Here is an 18,778-nt window from a genome sequence, read left to right as displayed (position 1 = left end):
TGTCCGAGGGCCGGTTCACCCTCGGGCTGGGGTCCGGCGAGAACCTCAACGAGCACGTCGTCGGCCGCGGGTGGCCGAGCGCCGACGTCCGCCAGGACATGCTCGACGAGGCGGTCACGATCATCCGCCGGCTCCTCGACGGCGGGTACGTCACCCACGAGGGGCCGCACTACCGCGTCGACTCCGCCAAGCTCTGGGACCTCCCCGACCACGGCGTTCCCCTGGCCATCGCCGTGTCCGGCGCGCAGTCCGTCGACCGCTACGCCCCCGTGGCCGACGCGATGGTCGCCGTCGAACCCGAATCCGGTCTCGTGGAACGGTGGGACGCAGCCGCGGGCGCGGAGCTGCCGAAGATCGGCCAGCTACCCACCAGCTGGGGTCCCGACGCCGACGCGGCCACCGACCGCGCCCACTCCCTGTTCCGCTGGTTCGGCGGCGGCTGGAAGGTCAACGCCGAGCTCCCCGGCCCGGCCGGCTTCGACGCCGCCACGCAGTTCGTCCGCCGCGAGGACGTCGCCGCGGCGATCCCGTGCGGCCCGGACGTCTCGGCCCATGTCGAGGCCGTCCGGCCGTTCGTCGACGCCGGGTTCACCCACGTCGCGCTGGTCGAGATCGGAGGGGAGATGCAGCCGGACTATCTCGACCTCGCCCGCACCACGCTCCTGCCCGCCCTGCGGGAGGAGTACGGGCAGCCCAAGGACTCCGCGATCACCGTGCGGCCCCCGGCCTGAGCACCACCCCCACCGAGGGCACCGTCGACCGGCCGATCTCCGTCACCTCTTGCGTGTCAGCCGCTGCCGCACGACCACGGACCGCCCGGTTCTGCGAGGCCACGGTGTATCCGGTCGACCTCGTCGCCGAGGGTTGACCGACACCGCAGCGGGAACCTGGTCCGGGTGGCGAGAAGAGGCGGGCGGATGAGCCGGCGGCAGGTCGAGGACTACTCCGAGCGCGATCTGCAGGTCGGGGATCCGGACGACCACGCGGCCGGCCCCACCGCCGTCGCCGTGTCGATCAAGCGCGGGCTGGAGCGGATGGGACCGGTCCGCACGGCGCGGACGCTGCTGGAGCTCAACCAGGCCGAGGGCTTCGACTGCATGAGCTGCGCCTGGCCGGACCCCGATCCGGGGCACCGCGCGATCGCGGAGTTCTGCGAGAACGGCGCGAAGGCCGTCGCCGAGGAGGCGACGACGGACCGCGCGACGCCGGAGTTCTTCACCGCGCACAGCGTCGCCGACCTCGACTCCCACTCGGAGTACTGGCTCGGCCAGCAGGGCCGCATCACGCACCCGATGGTGCGCCGGCCGGGCGGCACGCACTACGAGCCGATCGGCTGGGACGAGGCGTTCGGTCTGGTCGCGGGCGAGCTCAACGGGCTCGACTCGCCCGGCGAGGCCACCTTCTACACCTCGGGCCGCGCCTCCAACGAGGCCGCGTTCACCTACCAGCTCTTCGCCCGCGCGTTCGGCACCAACAACCTGCCGGACTGCTCGAACATGTGCCACGAGTCGACATCCATCGCGCTGCAGGAGTCCATCGGCATCGGCAAGGCCAGCGTCACCCTGCCGGACCTGCTCTCCGCCGACCTGATCGTCATCGCCGGCCAGAACCCCGGCACCAACCACCCCCGCATGCTCACCCAGCTGGAGAACGCGAAGAAGAGCGGCGCCCGGATCCTCACGATCAACCCGCTGCACGAGGCGGGCCTGACGCGGTTCAAGAACCCGCAGACGCCGAAGGGAGTGGTCGGGCGCGGCACGAAGGTCTCCGACCTGCACCTCCCGGTCCGCGTCAACGGCGATCTCGCCCTGTTCCAGGCCTTCGGTGCGCTGCTCGTCGAGTGGGACGCGCTCGACCATCCCTTCCTCGAGCGGCACACCACCGGCTTCGACGCCTGGTGCGACCACGTCGCCCACCTGGACTGGACGCAGGTCGAGGCGTCGACGGGGCTGACCCGCGCGCAGATCACCGACGCCGCTCAGATGCTGCGGGACTCCCGTAAGACCGTGTTCTGCTGGGCGATGGGCCTGACCCAGCACCGCAACGGCGTCGCCACCATCAAGGAGCTCGTGAACCTGGCGTGCGCCCAGGGCAACATCGGCAGGCCGGGCGCCGGGCTGTTTCCCGTCCGCGGGCACTCCAACGTCCAGGGCGACCGCACGATGGGCATCTGGGAACGGGTGCCGCAGAGCTTCCTCGACTCGCTGCAGCGCGAGTTCGGGTTCGACCCGCCCCGCGAGCACGGCTTCGACACCGTCGACAGCATCCGCGGGATGCGCGACGGGAAGGTGACGGTGTTCGTCGGGCTCGGCGGGAACTTCCTGCAGGCCGCCCCGGACACCGACGTCACGACGGCGGCGCTGGAGAGCACGCGGCTGACCGTGCAGATCTCCACCAAGCTCAACCGCTCGCACCTGCACGGCGGCCGGACCATGCTGATCCTGCCGACGCTGGGCCGCACCGAGCTCGACGTCCAGGACACCGGATCCCAGTTCGTCACCGTGGAGGACTCCACCTGCTCGGTGCACGCCTCCCGCGGCCCCCTCGACCCGGCGAGCCCGCACCTGCGGTCGGAGGTCGCCATCCTCACCGGCATCGCCGAGGCCACCCTCGGCGACCGGCACGGCATCGACTGGGCGGGAATGCGCGCGGACTACCGCCGCATCCGCGACCACATCTCCCGCGTCGTCCCCGGCTGCGAGAGCTACGAGGTCAACGCACGGCGCCCCGGCGGGTTCGTCCTGCCCCACCCGCCGCGGGACTCCCGCACCTTCGACACCGACTCCGGCCGCGCCGAGATGGTCGTCTCGCCGATCGAGGTCCTGCACGTCCCCGACGGGCACCTGCTGCTGCAGACCCTGCGCAGCCACGACCAGTTCAACACCACCATCTACGGCCTCTCCGACCGCTACCGCGGCATCGAGGGCGGCCGGCGCGTGGTGTTCGCCCACCGCGAGGACATCGTCGCCCTCGGGTACCGCGACGGCGACCACGTCGACCTCGTCACGTACTGGGACGGCGACGATCACGTGCGTTGCGCCCGCGACTTCCGGCTGGTCCCGTACGACGTCCCCCGTGGCACCGCGGCCGCCTACTACCCCGAGACCAACCCGCTCGTCCCCCTCGACCACACGGCGTCGGGCAGCAATCAGCCGGCGTCGAAGTCGATCGTCGTCCGGCTCACCGCCGCGGGCTCACGCGAGTGCGATCCCGAAGGGGCACAAGGCTCGGTCGGCTCCGACGACCGCCACAAGTCCCGACCCGAGGTCCGCCACCTCTCCTGACCCGGCCATCGGCCGGAGCATCGCCCAGCCGGCACTTCCCCCGAACCGCCCGCGCCGCACCGGCGTCGGTCCGCCCTCGCGCGATCGCAGCGGCGGGATCGTCGCTCGTCGTCGGTCTCTCGCGGCCCGAGGGATCGGACCGCGAACCGATTCCACCGGCAACGATCCTCCGTAGTGAGTGCCGGAACCTCCGTGGTCCGACGGGCGAACCAGGTAGTTCACCCTCCGGAAACGTCAGCGCCACAAGGGTGAATCAAGCGCTCCCGATCGGGGCATGCTCGTGGTGTCCGGCTCGATCGAGCGGGATGTGCGCTCCGGCGCAGGAGCTCCCCGACCCATTTCCGTACCGGTCACCGCCGGACGCGTCGGGGACGATGAACGGAGGACGAGATGACGGACATGACGTTCGGTCACCGGTTCGAGGACGAGAGCGTGGAGCTGCTTCCCGCCCGCACCCTGCTGACCACCCTCGGGGGCAGTGGCGGCTACGGCGGGGACGGCGGGAGCGCCACCGGCGGCAGCGGCGGGCCCGCCACTGCCAACGGCGGCGCGGGTGGCGGCGCCCTCGGCCTGGGCGGTGTGAACATCAACGCGCTCAACTTCGGTGAGAACCACGCCTACCAGAGCGCCGACGGCACCGCGCACGGCGGCTCCGGCGGCGACGCGCACGCCAGCAGCTCCGGCGGCGACGCCCACGGTGGGTCCGGCGGCGACGGCGGCGACGGCGGCAACGGCTGGAGCCACTCCGGCGGCGGGAACCACCACGGCTGGAACCAGTGGCAGCCGCGCTGGGGCAAGTGAGTGATCGGGCGTCCCTGACGCCCGGATGACCGCCGGCTCATCCCGTCGGCACTCCGCGGCGTCCCCGTGCACGACCCGGGGACGCCGCGTCCCCCCGCCGCCACCTCGTCCAGGGAGGTCCCGTGACCCGGGCCGATCCCGCTCCCGCCCTCGATCCCCCGACCGTCCCGGTATCGCTGGGGCACACGCCGATCGAGACCGCACCGCGTCTCGCCGACGGGATCGAGCTCGTCGGGCGCTACCAGGGTTCCGGCTACCGCGAACCGCGGTTCCTCGCGATCCGGGCCGACGGTCAGGTCGTCCAGCTGACCGACGTCCTCTACCGCCTCGCGGGCCTGATCGACGGCCGCCGCGACCACGGCGAGCTCGCGTCGGCGCTCGAGGGCCGGACCGGTCGGACCGTCGCCCCCGACGACGTCGCGAACCTCATCGAGCACCGCTTGGCCCCCGCGGGCCTGATCGACGGAGACGACGACACTGACACTGTTCGCGCCGAGCGCCCGGACCCGTTGCTACAGTTGAGGTTCCGGCTGCCCTTGGTGTCGGACGAGGTGTCGTGGCGGATAGCCGGCATCTTCCGTCCGGCGTTCCGGCCGGTAGCGGTGGTGCTCGGTCTCGCGGCGTTCGTCGGGCTCGACGTCCTCGCCCTGGCCGGCGGCGGTATCGCCCAGCTCGGACCGTCCGCCCTCGTGCTGGTCGACCGGCCCGTGCTGGGGCTGCTCGTGATCGCGGTGATGCTGGCCGCCGGAGCCGTGCACGAGTGTGGGCACGTCGCTGCCTGCCGCTACGGCGGGGCGCGGCCGGGCGCGATGGGCGTCGGCATCTACCTCGTGTGGCCGGCCTACTTCAGCACCGTCACCGACTCCTACCGGCTCTCGCGGGCCGGGCGGCTGCGCGTCGACCTCGGCGGCGTCTACTTCAACGCGCTGGTCATGGCGCTGCTCGCGGGCGCGTGGCTCGGCACGGGCCAGCCGTGGCTGCTGGTCGCCCTGATCACCCTCCACGTCGAGACCCTGCGGCAGTTCCTGCCCTCGATCCGGCTCGACGGCTACTACATCCTGAGCGACCTGCTCGGTCTCCCCGACCTGTTCATGTACGTCCGGCCCGTCCTGGCGAGCCTCGTCCCCGGCCGTGCCCCCGATCCGGCGCTCGCCGCCCTCCGTCCCGCGACCCGCAGGCTGATCGCGCTGTGGGTCGTCGCGGTGCTCCCGGTCCTGCTGTTCTTCGTGGCGGCCTTCGTCGTGACGTTGCCGCAGGTCCTGCCGGCGCTGGTCGGGAGCGTGCTCGGCCGCCTGCACGGGATCGCGGAGGCCGCCCGCACCGCGCAGACCGCGGCGGCCGTCGACGGCGTGGTCCAGATCGCCTTCCTCGCCCTGCCGGTGCTGGGCGGGGTGCTGCTCGCCGGGTTGCTGGGTGGACGGCTGCGCTCGGCGGCGCGCCGGACCCCGGTCCCGGTCCGCGCCCCCGACGCCCCGCGCCCACTGCTGGGGCTGGTCGTGGCCGCCGTCCCGCTCGGGATCCTCGGGCTGATCGCCGCACAGGCCGCGGACCAGCGTCCGCCGACGACCGACGAAGGGCTCGCGGCGGCCGCTGCGGCCGCGGTGCGGACGCCCTTCCCCGGCGGTGCGGCCGCCGACCTCCCCGACCGGCTCGCGGCCCTGCAGAGCGCGGCGCTGCAGCTGGTCGTCGGGAGCGGGCCCGACCCGCTGGCCGGGGCTCGCATCGTGACGGTGCTCGCGGTGGTGGCGACCGCCCTGCTGGTCTGGCCGATCGTGAGGCGCCTCGGTGCCCCGCCGGCGGCCGCGTGCCTCACGGTCCTGCTGGCCGGCGCTCCGCTGCTGCTGAGCCCGCTCGCGACGACGGCCGGGCCCGGCGCGCTCGCGGCGTTCTGGCTCGTCCTCGCGGTCGTGCTGGTCGGCTTCGGACCCGGCGGCCGGATCGCCGCCGCGATGGCCGCGCTGGTCGCCGTCGTCACGGCGCCACCGGTCCTCGTCGTGATCCTGGCCTTCGCCGCGCACGCGACCGCGCGAGGCCAGGTGGGAGCCGAGATCAAGCCCGTCGTCGCCCGGATCGGGGCCGGGCTGCTCGCCGCCGGGGCCCTGACGACGGCCGTGCTCACCGTCCGCCCCGGTCCCTCGCCCGCACCGGTGGTGGCGGTCCTCCTCGCCGCCGCCGTCCTGGTGATCGCGTCCGTGGTGTGGTTCGGGCTCCGCGGGCTGCGGCCCGTCGCCACCGGGGCCGCAGCGGCGGCCGCCGCGGCGCTGGTCCCCGGGTCGTCCTCGGTGACCCTGCTGGCCATCGCGGTGCCGACCGCGGCCGTGCTGGCCGGCTCCCTGGCCCAGGTGGTGGTCACCCGGCCTGCGCGGCTGCGCGCCATGGGCCTCGCCGCCCTGGTCGGGATCGCCGCGGCCACCGGCCCTGTCGTCGGCGCCGCCGTCGCACCGCCCGGAGGAGACCGCTTGGCTGCCTGGGTCTCCGCCGAGCTCGCACCCGGCACCACGGTGGCGGCACCGCCGCTGGCCGCGGCCCGGCTCGTCGCCGCCGGGATGGATCCGTTGCGGCTCAACGGTTCCGCCGTGACCGTCGACGGTCCGGGGCGCCTGCTGGCCGCGTTCGGAGCCGGGCCCGGTACCCCCGCGTCCGAGATCCGCACCGCCGATCCCGGACAGCCGGCGGCGCCCACCCTGACCGGCAACGACCGCCTGCGGTTCGGCCCGGCCGCGGAGCGGGGTGCGCCGCTCGATCCCCGACTCGTGGCCACGCTCGTCGCCCTCGCGGCCGACCATCCGATCACGGTCTACGCCTTCCCGCCGGCGGACGGGGAACCGGCCGACGCGCCGCGGCGCACCGCCGTGATCAGCGCCGTCGACGGCTCCCCCGTCTCCGGCACCGACCGCGGCGAGGTCGCCCGGCGCTGGCTCGCCGGGCAGCTGCCCCCCTACCGGCCCGACGACATCGGATCCACACCCGACGGCCTGACCATCCACTACCGACTCTCGCCGCGATGAGACCGCACGGACGGAGACCTCCCATGACCGGAGCGCGTATCCGGAAGACCTTGCTCGCCGTCGGGTCGGGCGCCGGGCTCGTCCTGGCCGCCGTACTCGCGCTCGTGCTGGCGACGCCCGCCGCCGCGGCCCCGGCCCCGGCGGCGCCCGCTCCGGGCACCGCCTTCGTGCGGCTCGCGCACCTGTCCCCCGACACCCCGCGGGTCGACGTCTACCTCTCACCGCAGGGCGGCGGCCCCCAGCTCGTCGAGCGCGGCGTGGCCTACGGCGACGTCTCGACCTACCGCTCGCTGCCCACGGGCGAGTACACCGTCGCGATGCGCCGGGCCGGGGCGGCAGCCGACGGCCCGCCGATCATCGCCACCACCCTTGCCGCGCAGCCCGACCAGGCGTACACCGTCGCGGGCACCGGCCCCTACGCCGGCCTGGGGCTGAAGGTCCTCGATGACGACCTGAGGGCCCCGGCCCCGGGGACCGCGAACATCCGGATCGTCAACGCCGCGGCCTCGGCCACCCGCACCGACGTGGCCGTCGCGGGCGGGCCGTCGCTGGTCACCGGGCTCCCGTTCGCCTCGACGGGCGAGTACCGGGCGGTTCCCGGCGGGGCCTGGACCCTCGACGTCACCGCACCCGGGCGGACGCCGCAGACCGTGCCCGCCACCGTCAGCCCCGGCAGCACCTACTCCGTCCTGCTGCTCGACGACGGCTCCGGCGGCTTCCGCGCCGAGCTGCACCGCGACTCGGTCGGCGCGACGATCGTGCCTGCCGGCGGTGTGGAGACCGGCGGCACGGCTGTCCCGGTCACCGCGGCGCGGGCGACCGAGACCCCGACGGCGGTCAGGATCCCGAAGCTGGGCGTCGACCAGCGGCTCACCTCACTCGGGCTGGACCCGGCCGGGGCGATGCAGGTCCCGGACAGCGCGAACGACATCGGCTGGTTCCGCGACGGCGCCGTACCCGGCGACCCCGGGCCGGCCGTGCTGGCCGCCCACGTGGACCTCGGTCACCGTGCCGGCGCGTTCACCGCGCTCCGGACGCTCACCGCCGGGGACACCGTCGAGGTCACCCGCGCGGACGGCACCACCGCCGTCTTCGCCGTCACGGACGTGACGACCGTCGACAAGGACGCCTTCCCCACCGACCAGGTCTTCGGACCGACGCCACTCTCCCGCCTGACCCTCGTGACCTGCGGCGGGACACTTGATCGATCCGCCGGCCGCTACCTGTCGAATGTCCTGGTGCGGGCGGAGCTACTCACCGTCATGCACGCCTGACGACCGGGCGGAGGGAGGACGGAACCCGTGACAGTGGAAACCCGGCAGGCGCCCCTGCTGGTGGGCAGGACGGCCGAACGCGACCGGGCCGCTGAGGCCCTCGCCTCCCGGTCGGTCGTCCTCGCCGGGCCCGCGGGCTCGGGACGCACCCGCCTCGCCCAGGAGATCTGCACCGCCGTCGGGGACCGGGACGGGCCGATCCGGTGGGCGTACGGCACGTCCGCAGCCGGTCGGTTCCCGCTCGGCGCACTGGCCCCGCTGATCCCGCCCCTCGACAATGCGGGCGGCGAGTTCGGGCTGATCCAGCATGCCGAGTACGCCCTCGGAGATCGGACGGGCGGCCTCCCGCTGCTGGTCGTCGACGACGCACATCTCCTCGACCCGCTCTCGGTGACCGTCCTGAGCCAGGTGGCCTTGACCGGGAGGGCCGTCACCCTGCTCTGCGTCGACACCGCCCACCCGGACCCGTTCAGCGGGCTCTGGAAGGACGGCAAGGCCCTTCGCGTCGCGCTCGACCCCCTGTCCCGCCGGCAGACCGACCAGCTGATCGGCTCCGTGCTCGGAGGGCCGGTGGACAGCCGCACCGGCGCGGATCTGCGTGGTCTGGGGAGCGGGCTGCCGCTGCACCTCGTCGAGATCCTCGAGGAGGGGCTGCGCAGCGGCCGGATCGCCACGTACCGCGGCCTGCACTGGTGGACCGGGCCGATGGCACCCTCGGAGCGGCTCGGCGAGATCGTGAGCGCCCGGGTGGCCGTGCTGGGCGCCGCGGCCCGGCGTGCTCTCGATGTCGTCGCCCTGGTCGAGCCGATCCCCTTGCCCGTCCTGCTGGGGATCACCGGCCACGACGGCCCCGACGAGCTCGAGGACCGCGGAGTCGTCCGGGTCGAGGGCGACATCGTGCGGACCCGGGACCCGGTGACGGCCGCGGTGGCGCGCACCCGGCTGACTGCCGCCCGCGCCGACCGCCTCGTGGCGCAGGTGTTCGGCCCGCCCGACCGCCGCAGTGCCGCCGACCTGGTTCGGCACCCACCCGGCACCGTCGACGAGCTCCCGGCGGAGCGCGCCGCGGAGGCCGCCGGCCTCGCCCTGGCCCAAGGACGTCACGCCGAGGCCGCGCGGTTCGCCCACGCGGCGGACGGTGTGGGCGACTCGCAGGCCGTCCTGGCCGAGGCGCAGCGGTGGGCCGCAGCTCCGCTACCCCCGCCCGCCGACCCCGAGCCTGCCTCGTCGGCGCTGGTCCGCGCCCTCGATCTCGGCCTGCGGCAGGACCGGACCGCTGAGGCCGCCACGCTCCTCGAGGGCCATCCGACACAGGCCGCGGGCCGGGCCCTGATCGCGCTGGCGGCGGGGGACCTCGACGGCGCCGCCGGACTCGCCGACGGCCTGACCGGCCCCATGGCCGACGCCACCCACGCCATCGTCGACGCCTGCCTCGCCCGGCTCGTCACCGGTTTCCGGCCACCGGATCCCGCTGCCCACACCACCGAGGCCCTGACCGGCTATCTCCTCGGCTCCTGGGCGGAAGGACTGGCACTACGGGTCCACGGCCGCATCGCCGACGCGGCCCGATCGGCCGAACGACTGCACGACGAGATCCTCGGCCGGCCGGCTTCCGCCGCCGACGCCGTCGCGGCCCTGGTCCGCGCGGGCGCGGAACGGGCAGCGGGTCGGCTCCTGTCCGCGGCCGCGCTGCTCGAGGAATCACTGCACAGGTTCGGAGAGCCGGGCGGGACCGGCGACCCGCTCGGGGTCGGTGGTCTCGCCGGCGCGCAGCTCGCCGCGACCCGGGCCGAGCTCGGCGAGGCCCGGACCGCCCGGAACCTGCTGCGCCGCACACGTCCACGGCAACGCGACGCCGTCGCCCGGATGCTCGCCGTCGCATGGATCCATGCCGCTGAACAGCGACACACCATCGCCGTCGGGATCGCTCTGCGAGCAGCGGCACTGGCCTCCGCCGCCCCGGCCCTCCAGGCCGACGCGCTCCACACGGTCGTGCGCTTCGGCGGCGCCGATCTCGTCGCACCGCGTCTGGCGCGACTGGCCGAACGAACCGGAGCGGCCGGGATCCAGGCCTATGCCCGCCACGCCTCGGCCGCGCACCGCGGCGAACACACCCGCCTGCGCGACGTCGCCGAGGAGTTCGAGAACAACGGCGCCCAGCTCCTGGCCGCCGAGGCGATGGCCCAGGCAGCCCGCGCCGCGACCGGCCGCGCCGCCGACTCCGCCGCCATGCGCGCAGCCGCCCTCGCCCGGTCCTGCGGCGGTCCCCGCACCCCGGCACTTCAGGAGCTGCCCGCCCCGTTCCTGACCCGGCGTGAGGAGCAGATCGTCCGGCTCGCCGCGGAGGGCCTGGAGAACCAGACGATCGCCCGTCAGCTCGTCGTCTCGGTGCGGACGGTCGAGTCCCATCTCGCCAACGCCTACCCGAAGCTCGGGGTACACGGGCGGGGTCAGCTGGCCGTGGCCCTGGAGGACGCCGACGGCACCGGGTGAGCGACGCGACGCGGACCCCGATCGCGGCGCAAGGTCCGGATCGCGCTGGCCGCCGATCTGTCGGGGTGACCACCGGAGGGACGAACCCCCCTTCACTCAGGCCCGGCGCAGCGCGGCGTCGGCCAGGCAGTACAGGCCGAAGGCCCCGAACCCCACCGCGACGACGACCAGCAGCGCCGGCCCCAGTGGGGTCTCCCCCAGCGCCCGCAAAGCGGCGTCGAGCCCGCCGGCCCGCCCGGCGTCCGACGCCACCGCCGCGGTGACCACCAGCACCCCGACCATGGCGAGCGCCAGCGCCCGCGCGAGGTGACCGAGCACCCCGATGGCCTCGATCAGGCGGCGCACGACGACCGAAACCCGGCGCAGGTCCAGATCCCCCATGAACGTCCGCCGCACCCCCGTGTACGTCATCGTCACCGCCACGGTCCCGATCACGACCCCGCCGAGCAGCACCAGCAGCCGTCCGGCGGGGAGCACGAGGACGTCGGCGACCGCCTCGCGCGCGCCCTGGTCACCCGACCGCCGGCCCGAGACCAGGAACGTCGCCGTCACCCCGGCGAGAGCGAGCATCGCGACCGCCTTGGCGACCGCACCGACCCGCTTGCGCCGCCGCTCGCCCCCGGAGACCCAGCGAAAGCCCAGCCAGGCTGCGGTCAGCTGCCACACCGCAAAGGCGACGAGACCGACCGCGACCACCACGAGCCCCACGACACCCACCCCGGACGCGGCGATCTCCGCCACCGCACCCTGCGCGTCCGCCGGCCGCTCCGGCGCGCCCACCGCGATCTGCACAGCGAGCCACGCTACGACGAGGTGCACCAGCCCGTAGGACACCAGGCCGACCCGGCCGAGCACGTCGATCGCGGGGCCGGGCGCGTCGGACCGTCCGGCCCGGACGGACCGCCGCAGGCGCCGCAGAGGGGTGAGCACCCCCGAACGCTGCCACACGATCACCGATCGGGCCGTGGAAGGCGTGGGCGAGCCCCGGGACGGGTAGTCCGATCACTCGATGGCAGCGCGGCGAAGCGGAGGCACCATGAGCGACACCGTCGTTCCCGCCCTGGTCGGACTCAGCGGCGCCGAGGCGGTGACGCTCGGCGCCGATCGCGGGGTCGTGGTCGTCAGCGAGACCGAGGACCTGGTCACCACCGGTGCCCCCGTCACCGACCAGGACCCGAAGGCAGGCTTCGGGGTCGAGCCGGGCAGCACCGTCACGGTGACGATCGCCCCCGGCGGCCCCCCGCCGCTGGTTCCGGACCCCGTCACCGCGCCCGGGCCCGGCGCATCCCACGACCTCCCCGATACCGACGTCACCGCCGTCGGCACCCTGACCCGTGACGAGGACCCGCGGGACCCGTCGATCTGAACCGACAGCCGTAGGCTGCCCGCATGGCGACAGGAACCGACATCTCCGATATTCGGGACGAGCTCGCCGGGCTCGAGGATCCGAGGATCCGTGCGGTCAACGAGCGCCACGGCGACGACCACGGCGTGAACCTCACCGCGCTTCGTGCTCTCGCGAAGCGGCTGGGGCCGACGCCAGGACCTGGTCGAGGACCTCTGGGCCACCAAGGTCCACGACTGGCTCCTGGCCAACGTCGTCCGTAAATCGGCGCACGCCGAGGTCCTCAGGCAGACCTGGTTCGCCGATCCGGATCCCGTCGTCGCGAACGCGGGCTGGGCACTGACCGTGGACCGGGTGGCCAAGCGACCCGAGGGCCTCGACCTGCCCTCGCTGCTCGACGGCATCGAGGCGTCGATGAAGGCCGCGCCGGACCGACTGCAGTGGGCGATGAACCACTGTCTGACCCAGCTCGGCATCGACCACGCCGAGCACCGGGCCCGAGCCCTCGCCATCGGGGAACGCCTGCGGGTTCTCGAGGACTACCCCACCCCACCGAACTGCACCTCGCCCTACGCCCCGTGTGGATCGCCGAGTTGGTCCGGCGCCGGGAGGGCTGACACGTCGCCCAGGCAGCCCGGCCAGGGCCTGCCAGCCGTGGAGATAGTCGGCAGGTGAGGCCGGAGGGAGCACCGACCACCTGTCACTTTCGCACCACAGGAACCGTCCGAGATGGACTGGAATTTCACAACGGTGCAGGTCAGAGGTGGAGCGGGCGACGGGAATCGAACCCGCGTAGCTAGTTTGGAAGGTATCCAATCGTTACGGCCTGTGTTCTCTACCAGCACAAACATGCTCAGCGGCGCGCGCACCGGTTGACCCTGGCCTCACTGGGCACCACCGTTTCGCACCCCGTTTGATCCCCTGAGCGCCTGAGTCGACCGGATAGTCTCAAGATCCTCAATCCGGACTTCGCCAGCCCACCGGGCAGGGCTGGTCAGCGGCGGCCTCCGTCGCCTAGAACGCCGAATCCCTCCATCGCCTTGGTGAACGGAAGGTCGTCCCCGTCGACGAAGGTGTCCGGGGTGAACCCGCGGTCGGCCATCACGCCCCATGCGCGGCGTCGCTGCATTCCCAGGTTGCCCGCGTCGTAGAGGGGGAAGACAGCCGCCTCGCGGTACAGCCTGGCGAGGGGAAAGCGGCGGTCGAGTGCATTGACGCCGACGAGCCGCATGCAGTCGAACACGACACTCTGCATAAGGTCCCCACAGTACGTCTTGTTCATCGCGCCTATGGCGTGCCCGCCCGCCGGGTGGGTGTCCATGTAGTGGGCGGCCTTCCAGCAGAAGTACCGGCCGGCTTCGATCTTGGCAGCGATCTCCGTGAGGAGGTGCCCGACAGCTTGATGTTCGATGATGGGGCCCGACCCGCCGCCGGTGTAGGACTTCGCCCACTTGAGCGCGAACTCGTACGCCCCGCGGGCCACGCCAACCGACGCGATGGCGGCGATGGGCCCGGACCACGTGAAGTTGCGGTTGACGAGCAGGTCGCCGTCACCAGGGCACAGCAGATTCTCGGCGGGCACCCGAGCTCCACGGAAGGTCATGGTGACGTTCTGGCACGTGCGGTGGGCCATCTTGTCGATCGACTCGTAGGTGACATCCCGAGTGCCGCGCTCGACGATGATGGCACTGAGAGCTTCCGTGCCACCCCCCGAGCGCCGCGTTCGGGCCACGCAGACACTCATGTCGGCGCCCTGGAGGTCCCAACCACCGGAGTTGCAGGGCCAGTGCTTCTCCCCGCTGAGCACGTACTCCCCGGCCGATTCGTCGAGGTCGGCGAGCAGCTGAATGCCAGCCCGCGGACTGGGATGGTCGAAGTTGGCGGTGCCGCCTCGTTCGCTGACGGCCCAGCCGGCGAGGAAGTCTCCGCGGTCCGAGCCCGTCGCTCGGCCGAGCCATTTCTCGCGTTGCGCCTCGGTCCCGTGCCACAGCACGGGCATCAGGGCGAGCCCGTTGACCAGCAGGATCGTAGGGAAGCCGGGGTCGACCGAGCAGAGCTCCTCGATCGCGATCAGGAAATCGACGTTCGACGCTCCCCCGCCGCCGTACTCCTTGGGCAGGAACATCGTCGTCATGCCGAGGTCCGCCGCCTGCTCGTACACGGGCTTCATCGACCGGAAGGCCTCGTGCGCGTCGGCCAGGCGATCGGCCGACTCGACGGCAGGCCGGAGGACCTCACGGGCGAACTCGCGTGCGGTGCGTTTCAGCGCGCGCTGCTGGTCGGTGAGGTCGAAGTCGACGGCCACGATGTCCCTTCGCGCATGACGTGGTGGGTCCCACCGGGAGCACCTCGTCGTGGCCGGGCAGGTCGGTTCACTGACCGGCTGCGCCGCCGATCAGGCCTAGCGCGCCGCGGAGACCGAGGTCGTTGTCGGCGAGGTCCTCGAGAGTGGCATCGTCGAGTACCGCGAAGTAGGCGTCCAGTGCCCGGGCGAAGACGTTACGAGCACCGCAGACGCCCGCGACACGGCAGAAACGTGCAGGGCCGAGGCATTCGACGACCGCGTAGTCGTTCTCCATCGTCCGCATGATCTCGCCGAGCGTGATCGACGCAGGATCCCGCACGAGCGCCACTCCCCCGCCCCGCCCACGGCTGGTCTCGACGAGCCCGGCGTCGGCGAGTCCGGTGACGACCTTGTCCAGGTGATGCCGCGAGATGTGGTGCGCGGTCGCGATGTCTCCGACCGAGCCCCGCCTTCCCGGCGCGACTCGCAGGTACAGCAGAACCCGCAGTGCGTAGTCCGCGTGGTTGGTATGTCTCAAAGTCGGCTCGTCTCGTTCGGGACGGGCCCGAATTTACCCGAAGGCGGGCCGGCCCGGCGGGGCGTCACCGGGCCGGCCCAGGTCTCGGCTCAGGCGACGATGGTGCCGATCGCCTCGTGGTGCTTCTCGAACTTCACGTAGTCGTCCTCCATGATCGCCCGCGGGTTGAACATCGGGTCGGCCAGGATGCCGTGCACTCGACGACGCTGCATCCCCATGTTGCCGCCGTCGTAGATCGGCAGGACAGAAGCCTCGCGCAGGATCTTGCCGAAGCCGTTCTTGGTCTCCAGGCTGTTCACCCCGACGATCTGCATGCACTTGAAGACGCAGTCGAACATCAGCTCGGTGACCTGGATCTTGTTCATCGCCCCGACCAGCTCGGCGTGCTGGTCGTGCTTGTCCAGGTAGTCCGCCGCACGCCACGAGAAGTAGCGGCCCATCTCGATCTTCGCGGCGACGTCGCCCAGCACGTAACCGACGTTCTGGAAGCCCATGATCGGCTTCAAGGCACCGGCGGTGTTGCCCTTGGCGAAGTCCAAGGCCATCTCGTACGCGGCTCGCGCCATCCCGACCGCGGCGATCGCCGCGACCGGACCGGACCACGCGAAGTTGCGGTTGATCACCAGGTCGCCGTTGCCCGCCGCACCGGGCAGGAGGTTCGCCGCCGGGATCCGGGCGTTGTCGAACACGATCTCCGCGTTCGACGCGAGACGGTGACCGGTCTTGTCGAGGTGCCTGTAGGTGACACCGGGGGTGTCCCGCTCCAGGACGAGCGCGGAGAGCCCGGAGGTGCCGCCTGCCTCGGAGTCGGTTCGGACGATCAAGGTGCCCGCGTTGACACCGCGCTCGTCCCACCCGGCGGACGAGGGCCAGTACTTCCGACCGTTGACCACGTAGTGGTCGCCGTCGAGGACGGCCGTGAGGCCGACGCCTGCCGGTCGGGGAAGCGGGATGTCGAAGTTCGCGGTCCCGGACGGGTTGCCGGGCGGCTCGCTCGCGGTCCAGCCACCGAGGTACTCACCGGTCGCGTCGGAGGTCGCCGCACCCAGGAACTTCGCCTTCTGCTCCTCCGTGCCGTACCAGGCAACCGGCATCAGCCCGAGACCGTTGCACAGCACGGTGCAGGCGAACCCGGGGTCGACGACGCAGATCTCCTCGGCCGCGATCACCAGATCGACACAGGAGACCCCACCGCCGCCGTACTCGGCTGGGAGCATACACATCGCGATCCCGGCCTTGTACGCCTCGATGTAGGCGGGCTTGGTCATCTGGAAACCCTTGAGCGGGTCCGGCTCCGCGTCCGCCTCCGCCACGACTGGCTTCAACACGTTCTCAGAGAAGGCACGCACGTCGTACTGCAACTTCTTCTGCTCGTCGGACATCGTGAAGTTGATGGTCATCAACGCTCCAGGTGCGGTGAGAGTGATGTGGTATCGGAGGTGAACGGACTGCGCAGCGGGCCCGCTGACAGGCGAGACTCTGTCTAATCGGTATTTCACATGCGTTTTTGCCTCGTTGCAGACCGATTGCAAACTGTTGCCACTCTGCGACCAGCGCCTCACGCACTAGAACGCCGCCCTGAGAGGCCTCGCCAGAGTCAGCGCACTGCGTCAGCGATGAGAGACCGGGACATCGATCGGGCCGCCCAAGCCTCTTGTCGCTGCCGACGCTCTCCGCACCGACGATCGGGCGGCAACTCGGCTTCGTGCCGCTTACCCCCAGACGGACGAGGTGTCCCTGCCGTCCTGCGAGACCCGGACCCAGATGTCCTCTCAGATACTCACGGCAGCGATGATCTCGTCGAGTCTGCGGTCCTCTGAAGGACGAGTCGCGATCCAGAACCATCCGTTATGGACGAACGGCCAACAGGCCCGGCACCGAGGTATGGGTCGCGATGTGGTCCCGGAGCGGCGCGGCGAGGAGCCCGGCGAGGGCGAGGACGTCCGAATGGCGCTCAGCCAGCCGGATGCGAAGGAGCGGCTCATGATGAGCAACGCGGTTGCGTAGGCCGTCCCGATGGGACAGGGCACGGTCGCAAGCGTTGCGGAGCCCTACCTCGAGGTGCCCGAGGTCACGGTGGAAGGCGGCGGTAACCTCGGCGTTCCATTGGTACCGAGCGAGCGCCGACCCCGGGCGGCGTCGGCGAGGTGCACGGCGAACCGCGGCACAGACAGCCATTCCTCGATCCAGGGCTCAGGCTCGGTCATCACTATTCTCACGTCGTCGCCGGAACCGAGAGGTGCCACGTCGCGCCAAGTCCGTGTATCCTGGTTACGAATAGCCCCGGAAGCCCCTGACCCTCAATGGTCACGCGACCGGGGCTTTGTCCTGCATCGTGGTCGTCAGGGACGTTATCGCGGGCCACCGACACGCCAGCCGTCGGCACGATGACGGCCCGATGACGGCCATCGCTCCGCCAGTTGCGGCAAACCGCCACGGAGACCACCCCGCCCTCAGTAGCGCCCGCCCCATGCTGGACGAACTCGACGGCCTCGACCCGAACTCGAGCCGTACCGCCGTACCGCCAGATCGCTCTGCGCTTCTACACCGCGGTGCGGGAAGCCGAGCCCGGAACCAAGCTGCCCTCCGGCAGCCGCTGGCCATCCGCTTCGGGGTCGCCCGGATGACGGTCCAGTCGGCGATCTCTCAGCTCGCCCGCGACGGACTCGTCACCGGCCCGCAGGGTTCCGGGGTGTTGGTCTCCGACAGGACCTCACTGGGCGCGTTCGACGTCGCCGAGATCCTCCGCAGGGCCGCCCGCGCGGGCCTGCTCACCGATCCCGACCGACTTCCCGACGCCGACTAGATGTCCCACCTATGGAGGTTGGTGACGCGGTGGGCGGGGTGACACGCCCAATCGAATGATCTTGAAATAGGGAGGACCTCCGGGCGAGGTGTGGAGCTGCTGAAGGCACCCACGCCGTCGTCCCTGGAGGTCCTCGTGTCGCACCGTAATGTCCCGCTGACCATCGAGGGGAAGCGGCGGTTGTGTCTGCGTGTCGATCGGGGTCGCCCGAAGGCCCATATCGCGGCCGAGGCGGGGATCTCGCGCCAGAGTCTGCACAAATGGCATACCCGCTGGCAGGTTGCCGGTGAGGCCGGCCTGCACGAGCGCTCCTCGCGTCCGCATCGCAGCCCGCGACGCACCCTGACTCGCCCTGGGTCTGATGGAGGCCCGGCTCATAGGATTTCGACTGTCTCACGGTCGTCCTGTTGGGCAGCGTAGAACGCCTGCTCGTACTCGGCCGGTGGCCGGTCGTGGAGGTAGCCGTGCAGCCGGGTGGTGTTGTGCCAGTGCACCCAGCCCAGTGTGGCGAGTTCGACGTCCTCGACGGTCTTCCACGGTCCGTCCTTGGCGGGCCCGCGGATCAGTTCGGCCTTGTAGTAGCCGTTCACGGTCTCGGCCAGGGCGTTGTCGAACGAGTCCCCGACCGAGCCGATCAAGGGGACCGCGCCGATCTCGGCGAGCCGCTCGCCGTATCGCACCGACGTGAACTGCCTGGGTTCAATCGGTCGTTGCAACACCGGGTTGTTGGAGTGAGCGTAGCTGCTCGTCGAACACCTCGGCGGGGGTCTTCCACTCGAGGCTCTTGCGGGGTCTGTTGTTGAGCGCGAGAGCGACGGCTTCGAGATCTTCGGCGGACCAGCGTGAGAGGTCCGTGCCCTTCGGGAAGGTACTGGCGTAGCAGCCCGTTGGACGCTCCTATGTTTGTCAAGCGGCGGTGGGTTGTTCGGCTGTGGGTCGGGTCGC

General features: G+C 72.1%; 13 protein-coding genes and 3 pseudogenes. 10 read left to right on the top strand and 6 right to left on the bottom strand.

Annotated elements, in window-relative coordinates; genetic code table 11:
* The 6 genes from ABD324_RS36325 to ABD324_RS36300 all read left to right on the top strand — a co-directional run.
* The coding region (locus ABD324_RS36325) for a TIGR03557 family F420-dependent LLM class oxidoreductase (RefSeq protein WP_344428176.1) at positions 1–731 on the top strand (731 nt) is incomplete at its 5' end.
* A 186-nt stretch (positions 732–917) separates the two neighbouring features.
* Positions 918–3,284 carry an FdhF/YdeP family oxidoreductase gene (locus tag ABD324_RS36320; protein WP_344428173.1) on the top strand — a complete coding sequence of 789 codons (2,367 nt, stop codon included), beginning with the start codon at positions 918–920 and terminating at the stop codon, positions 3,282–3,284.
* 390 nt (positions 3,285–3,674) lie between these two features.
* Positions 3,675–4,085: a hypothetical protein gene (locus tag ABD324_RS36315; RefSeq protein WP_344428170.1), complete on the top strand. Its 411-nt coding sequence runs from the start codon at positions 3,675–3,677 to the stop codon at positions 4,083–4,085.
* 122 nt (positions 4,086–4,207) lie between these two features.
* A complete protein-coding gene (locus tag ABD324_RS36310; RefSeq protein ID WP_344428167.1) occupies positions 4,208–7,093 on the top strand; it encodes a hypothetical protein in 2,886 nt (961 codons plus the stop codon).
* 23 nt (positions 7,094–7,116) lie between these two features.
* Positions 7,117–8,367 carry a DUF4397 domain-containing protein gene (locus ABD324_RS36305; protein WP_344428164.1) on the top strand — a complete coding sequence of 417 codons (1,251 nt, stop codon included), beginning with the start codon at positions 7,117–7,119 and terminating at the stop codon, positions 8,365–8,367.
* Positions 8,368–8,394: 27 nt separating this feature from the next.
* Positions 8,395–10,860: a LuxR C-terminal-related transcriptional regulator gene (locus ABD324_RS36300; RefSeq protein WP_344428161.1), complete on the top strand. Its 2,466-nt coding sequence runs from the start codon at positions 8,395–8,397 to the stop codon at positions 10,858–10,860.
* A 96-nt stretch (positions 10,861–10,956) separates the two neighbouring features.
* On the opposite strand, the gene ABD324_RS36295 is transcribed toward ABD324_RS36300, so the two are convergent.
* On the bottom strand, positions 10,957–11,790 hold the full coding sequence (locus tag ABD324_RS36295) for a DUF1206 domain-containing protein (protein WP_344428158.1): 834 nt from the start codon (positions 11,788–11,790) through the stop codon (positions 10,957–10,959).
* A gap of 106 nt (positions 11,791–11,896) precedes the next feature.
* Here ABD324_RS36295 and ABD324_RS36290 point away from each other — a divergent pair, with 106 nt between their 5' ends.
* Positions 11,897–12,226: a PASTA domain-containing protein gene (locus ABD324_RS36290; protein WP_344428156.1), complete on the top strand. Its 330-nt coding sequence runs from the start codon at positions 11,897–11,899 to the stop codon at positions 12,224–12,226.
* A 23-nt stretch (positions 12,227–12,249) separates the two neighbouring features.
* Positions 12,250–12,822 (top strand): annotated as a pseudogene (locus ABD324_RS36285) (DNA alkylation repair protein).
* 377 nt (positions 12,823–13,199) lie between these two features.
* Here ABD324_RS36285 and ABD324_RS36280 read toward each other — a convergent pair.
* The 3 genes from ABD324_RS36280 to ABD324_RS36270 all read right to left on the bottom strand — a co-directional run bounded on the left by ABD324_RS36280 (position 13,200) and on the right by ABD324_RS36270 (position 16,427).
* A complete protein-coding gene (locus tag ABD324_RS36280; protein WP_344428153.1) occupies positions 13,200–14,510 on the bottom strand; it encodes an acyl-CoA dehydrogenase family protein in 1,311 nt (436 codons plus the stop codon).
* Between the two features lie 67 nt (positions 14,511–14,577).
* Complete coding sequence (locus ABD324_RS36275; RefSeq protein ID WP_344428150.1) at positions 14,578–15,027, bottom strand: RrF2 family transcriptional regulator; 450 nt, start codon at positions 15,025–15,027, stop codon at positions 14,578–14,580.
* An 89-nt stretch (positions 15,028–15,116) separates the two neighbouring features.
* Entirely contained in the window at positions 15,117–16,427 is a 1,311-nt protein-coding gene (locus ABD324_RS36270; protein WP_344428147.1) for an acyl-CoA dehydrogenase family protein, read from the bottom strand.
* A 998-nt stretch (positions 16,428–17,425) separates the two neighbouring features.
* Here ABD324_RS36270 and ABD324_RS36265 point away from each other — a divergent pair.
* Both ABD324_RS36265 and ABD324_RS37455 read left to right on the top strand, forming a co-directional pair.
* Entirely contained in the window at positions 17,426–17,833 is a 408-nt protein-coding gene (locus ABD324_RS36265) for a GntR family transcriptional regulator (RefSeq protein ID WP_344428145.1), read from the top strand.
* Between the two features lie 90 nt (positions 17,834–17,923).
* Entirely contained in the window at positions 17,924–18,253 is a 330-nt protein-coding gene (locus ABD324_RS37455; RefSeq protein ID WP_425565983.1) for a leucine zipper domain-containing protein, read from the top strand.
* Here the strand turns inward: ABD324_RS37455 and ABD324_RS36255 are convergent.
* Positions 18,208–18,525 (bottom strand): annotated as a pseudogene (locus tag ABD324_RS36255) (integrase core domain-containing protein); the annotation flags it as partial. The gene ABD324_RS37455 and the pseudogene ABD324_RS36255 overlap by 46 nt on opposite strands.
* 7 nt (positions 18,526–18,532) lie before the next feature.
* A pseudogene (locus ABD324_RS36250) lies at positions 18,533–18,778 on the bottom strand (transposase); the annotation flags it as partial.

This window comes from Pseudonocardia ailaonensis, from assembly GCF_039531635.1.
In the GTDB taxonomy this organism is placed as follows: Bacteria; Actinomycetota; Actinomycetes; order Mycobacteriales; family Pseudonocardiaceae; genus Pseudonocardia; species Pseudonocardia ailaonensis.
The sequence above is the reverse complement of the archived record's forward strand: the minus strand, read 5'-3'. Positions and strand labels throughout refer to the sequence as shown.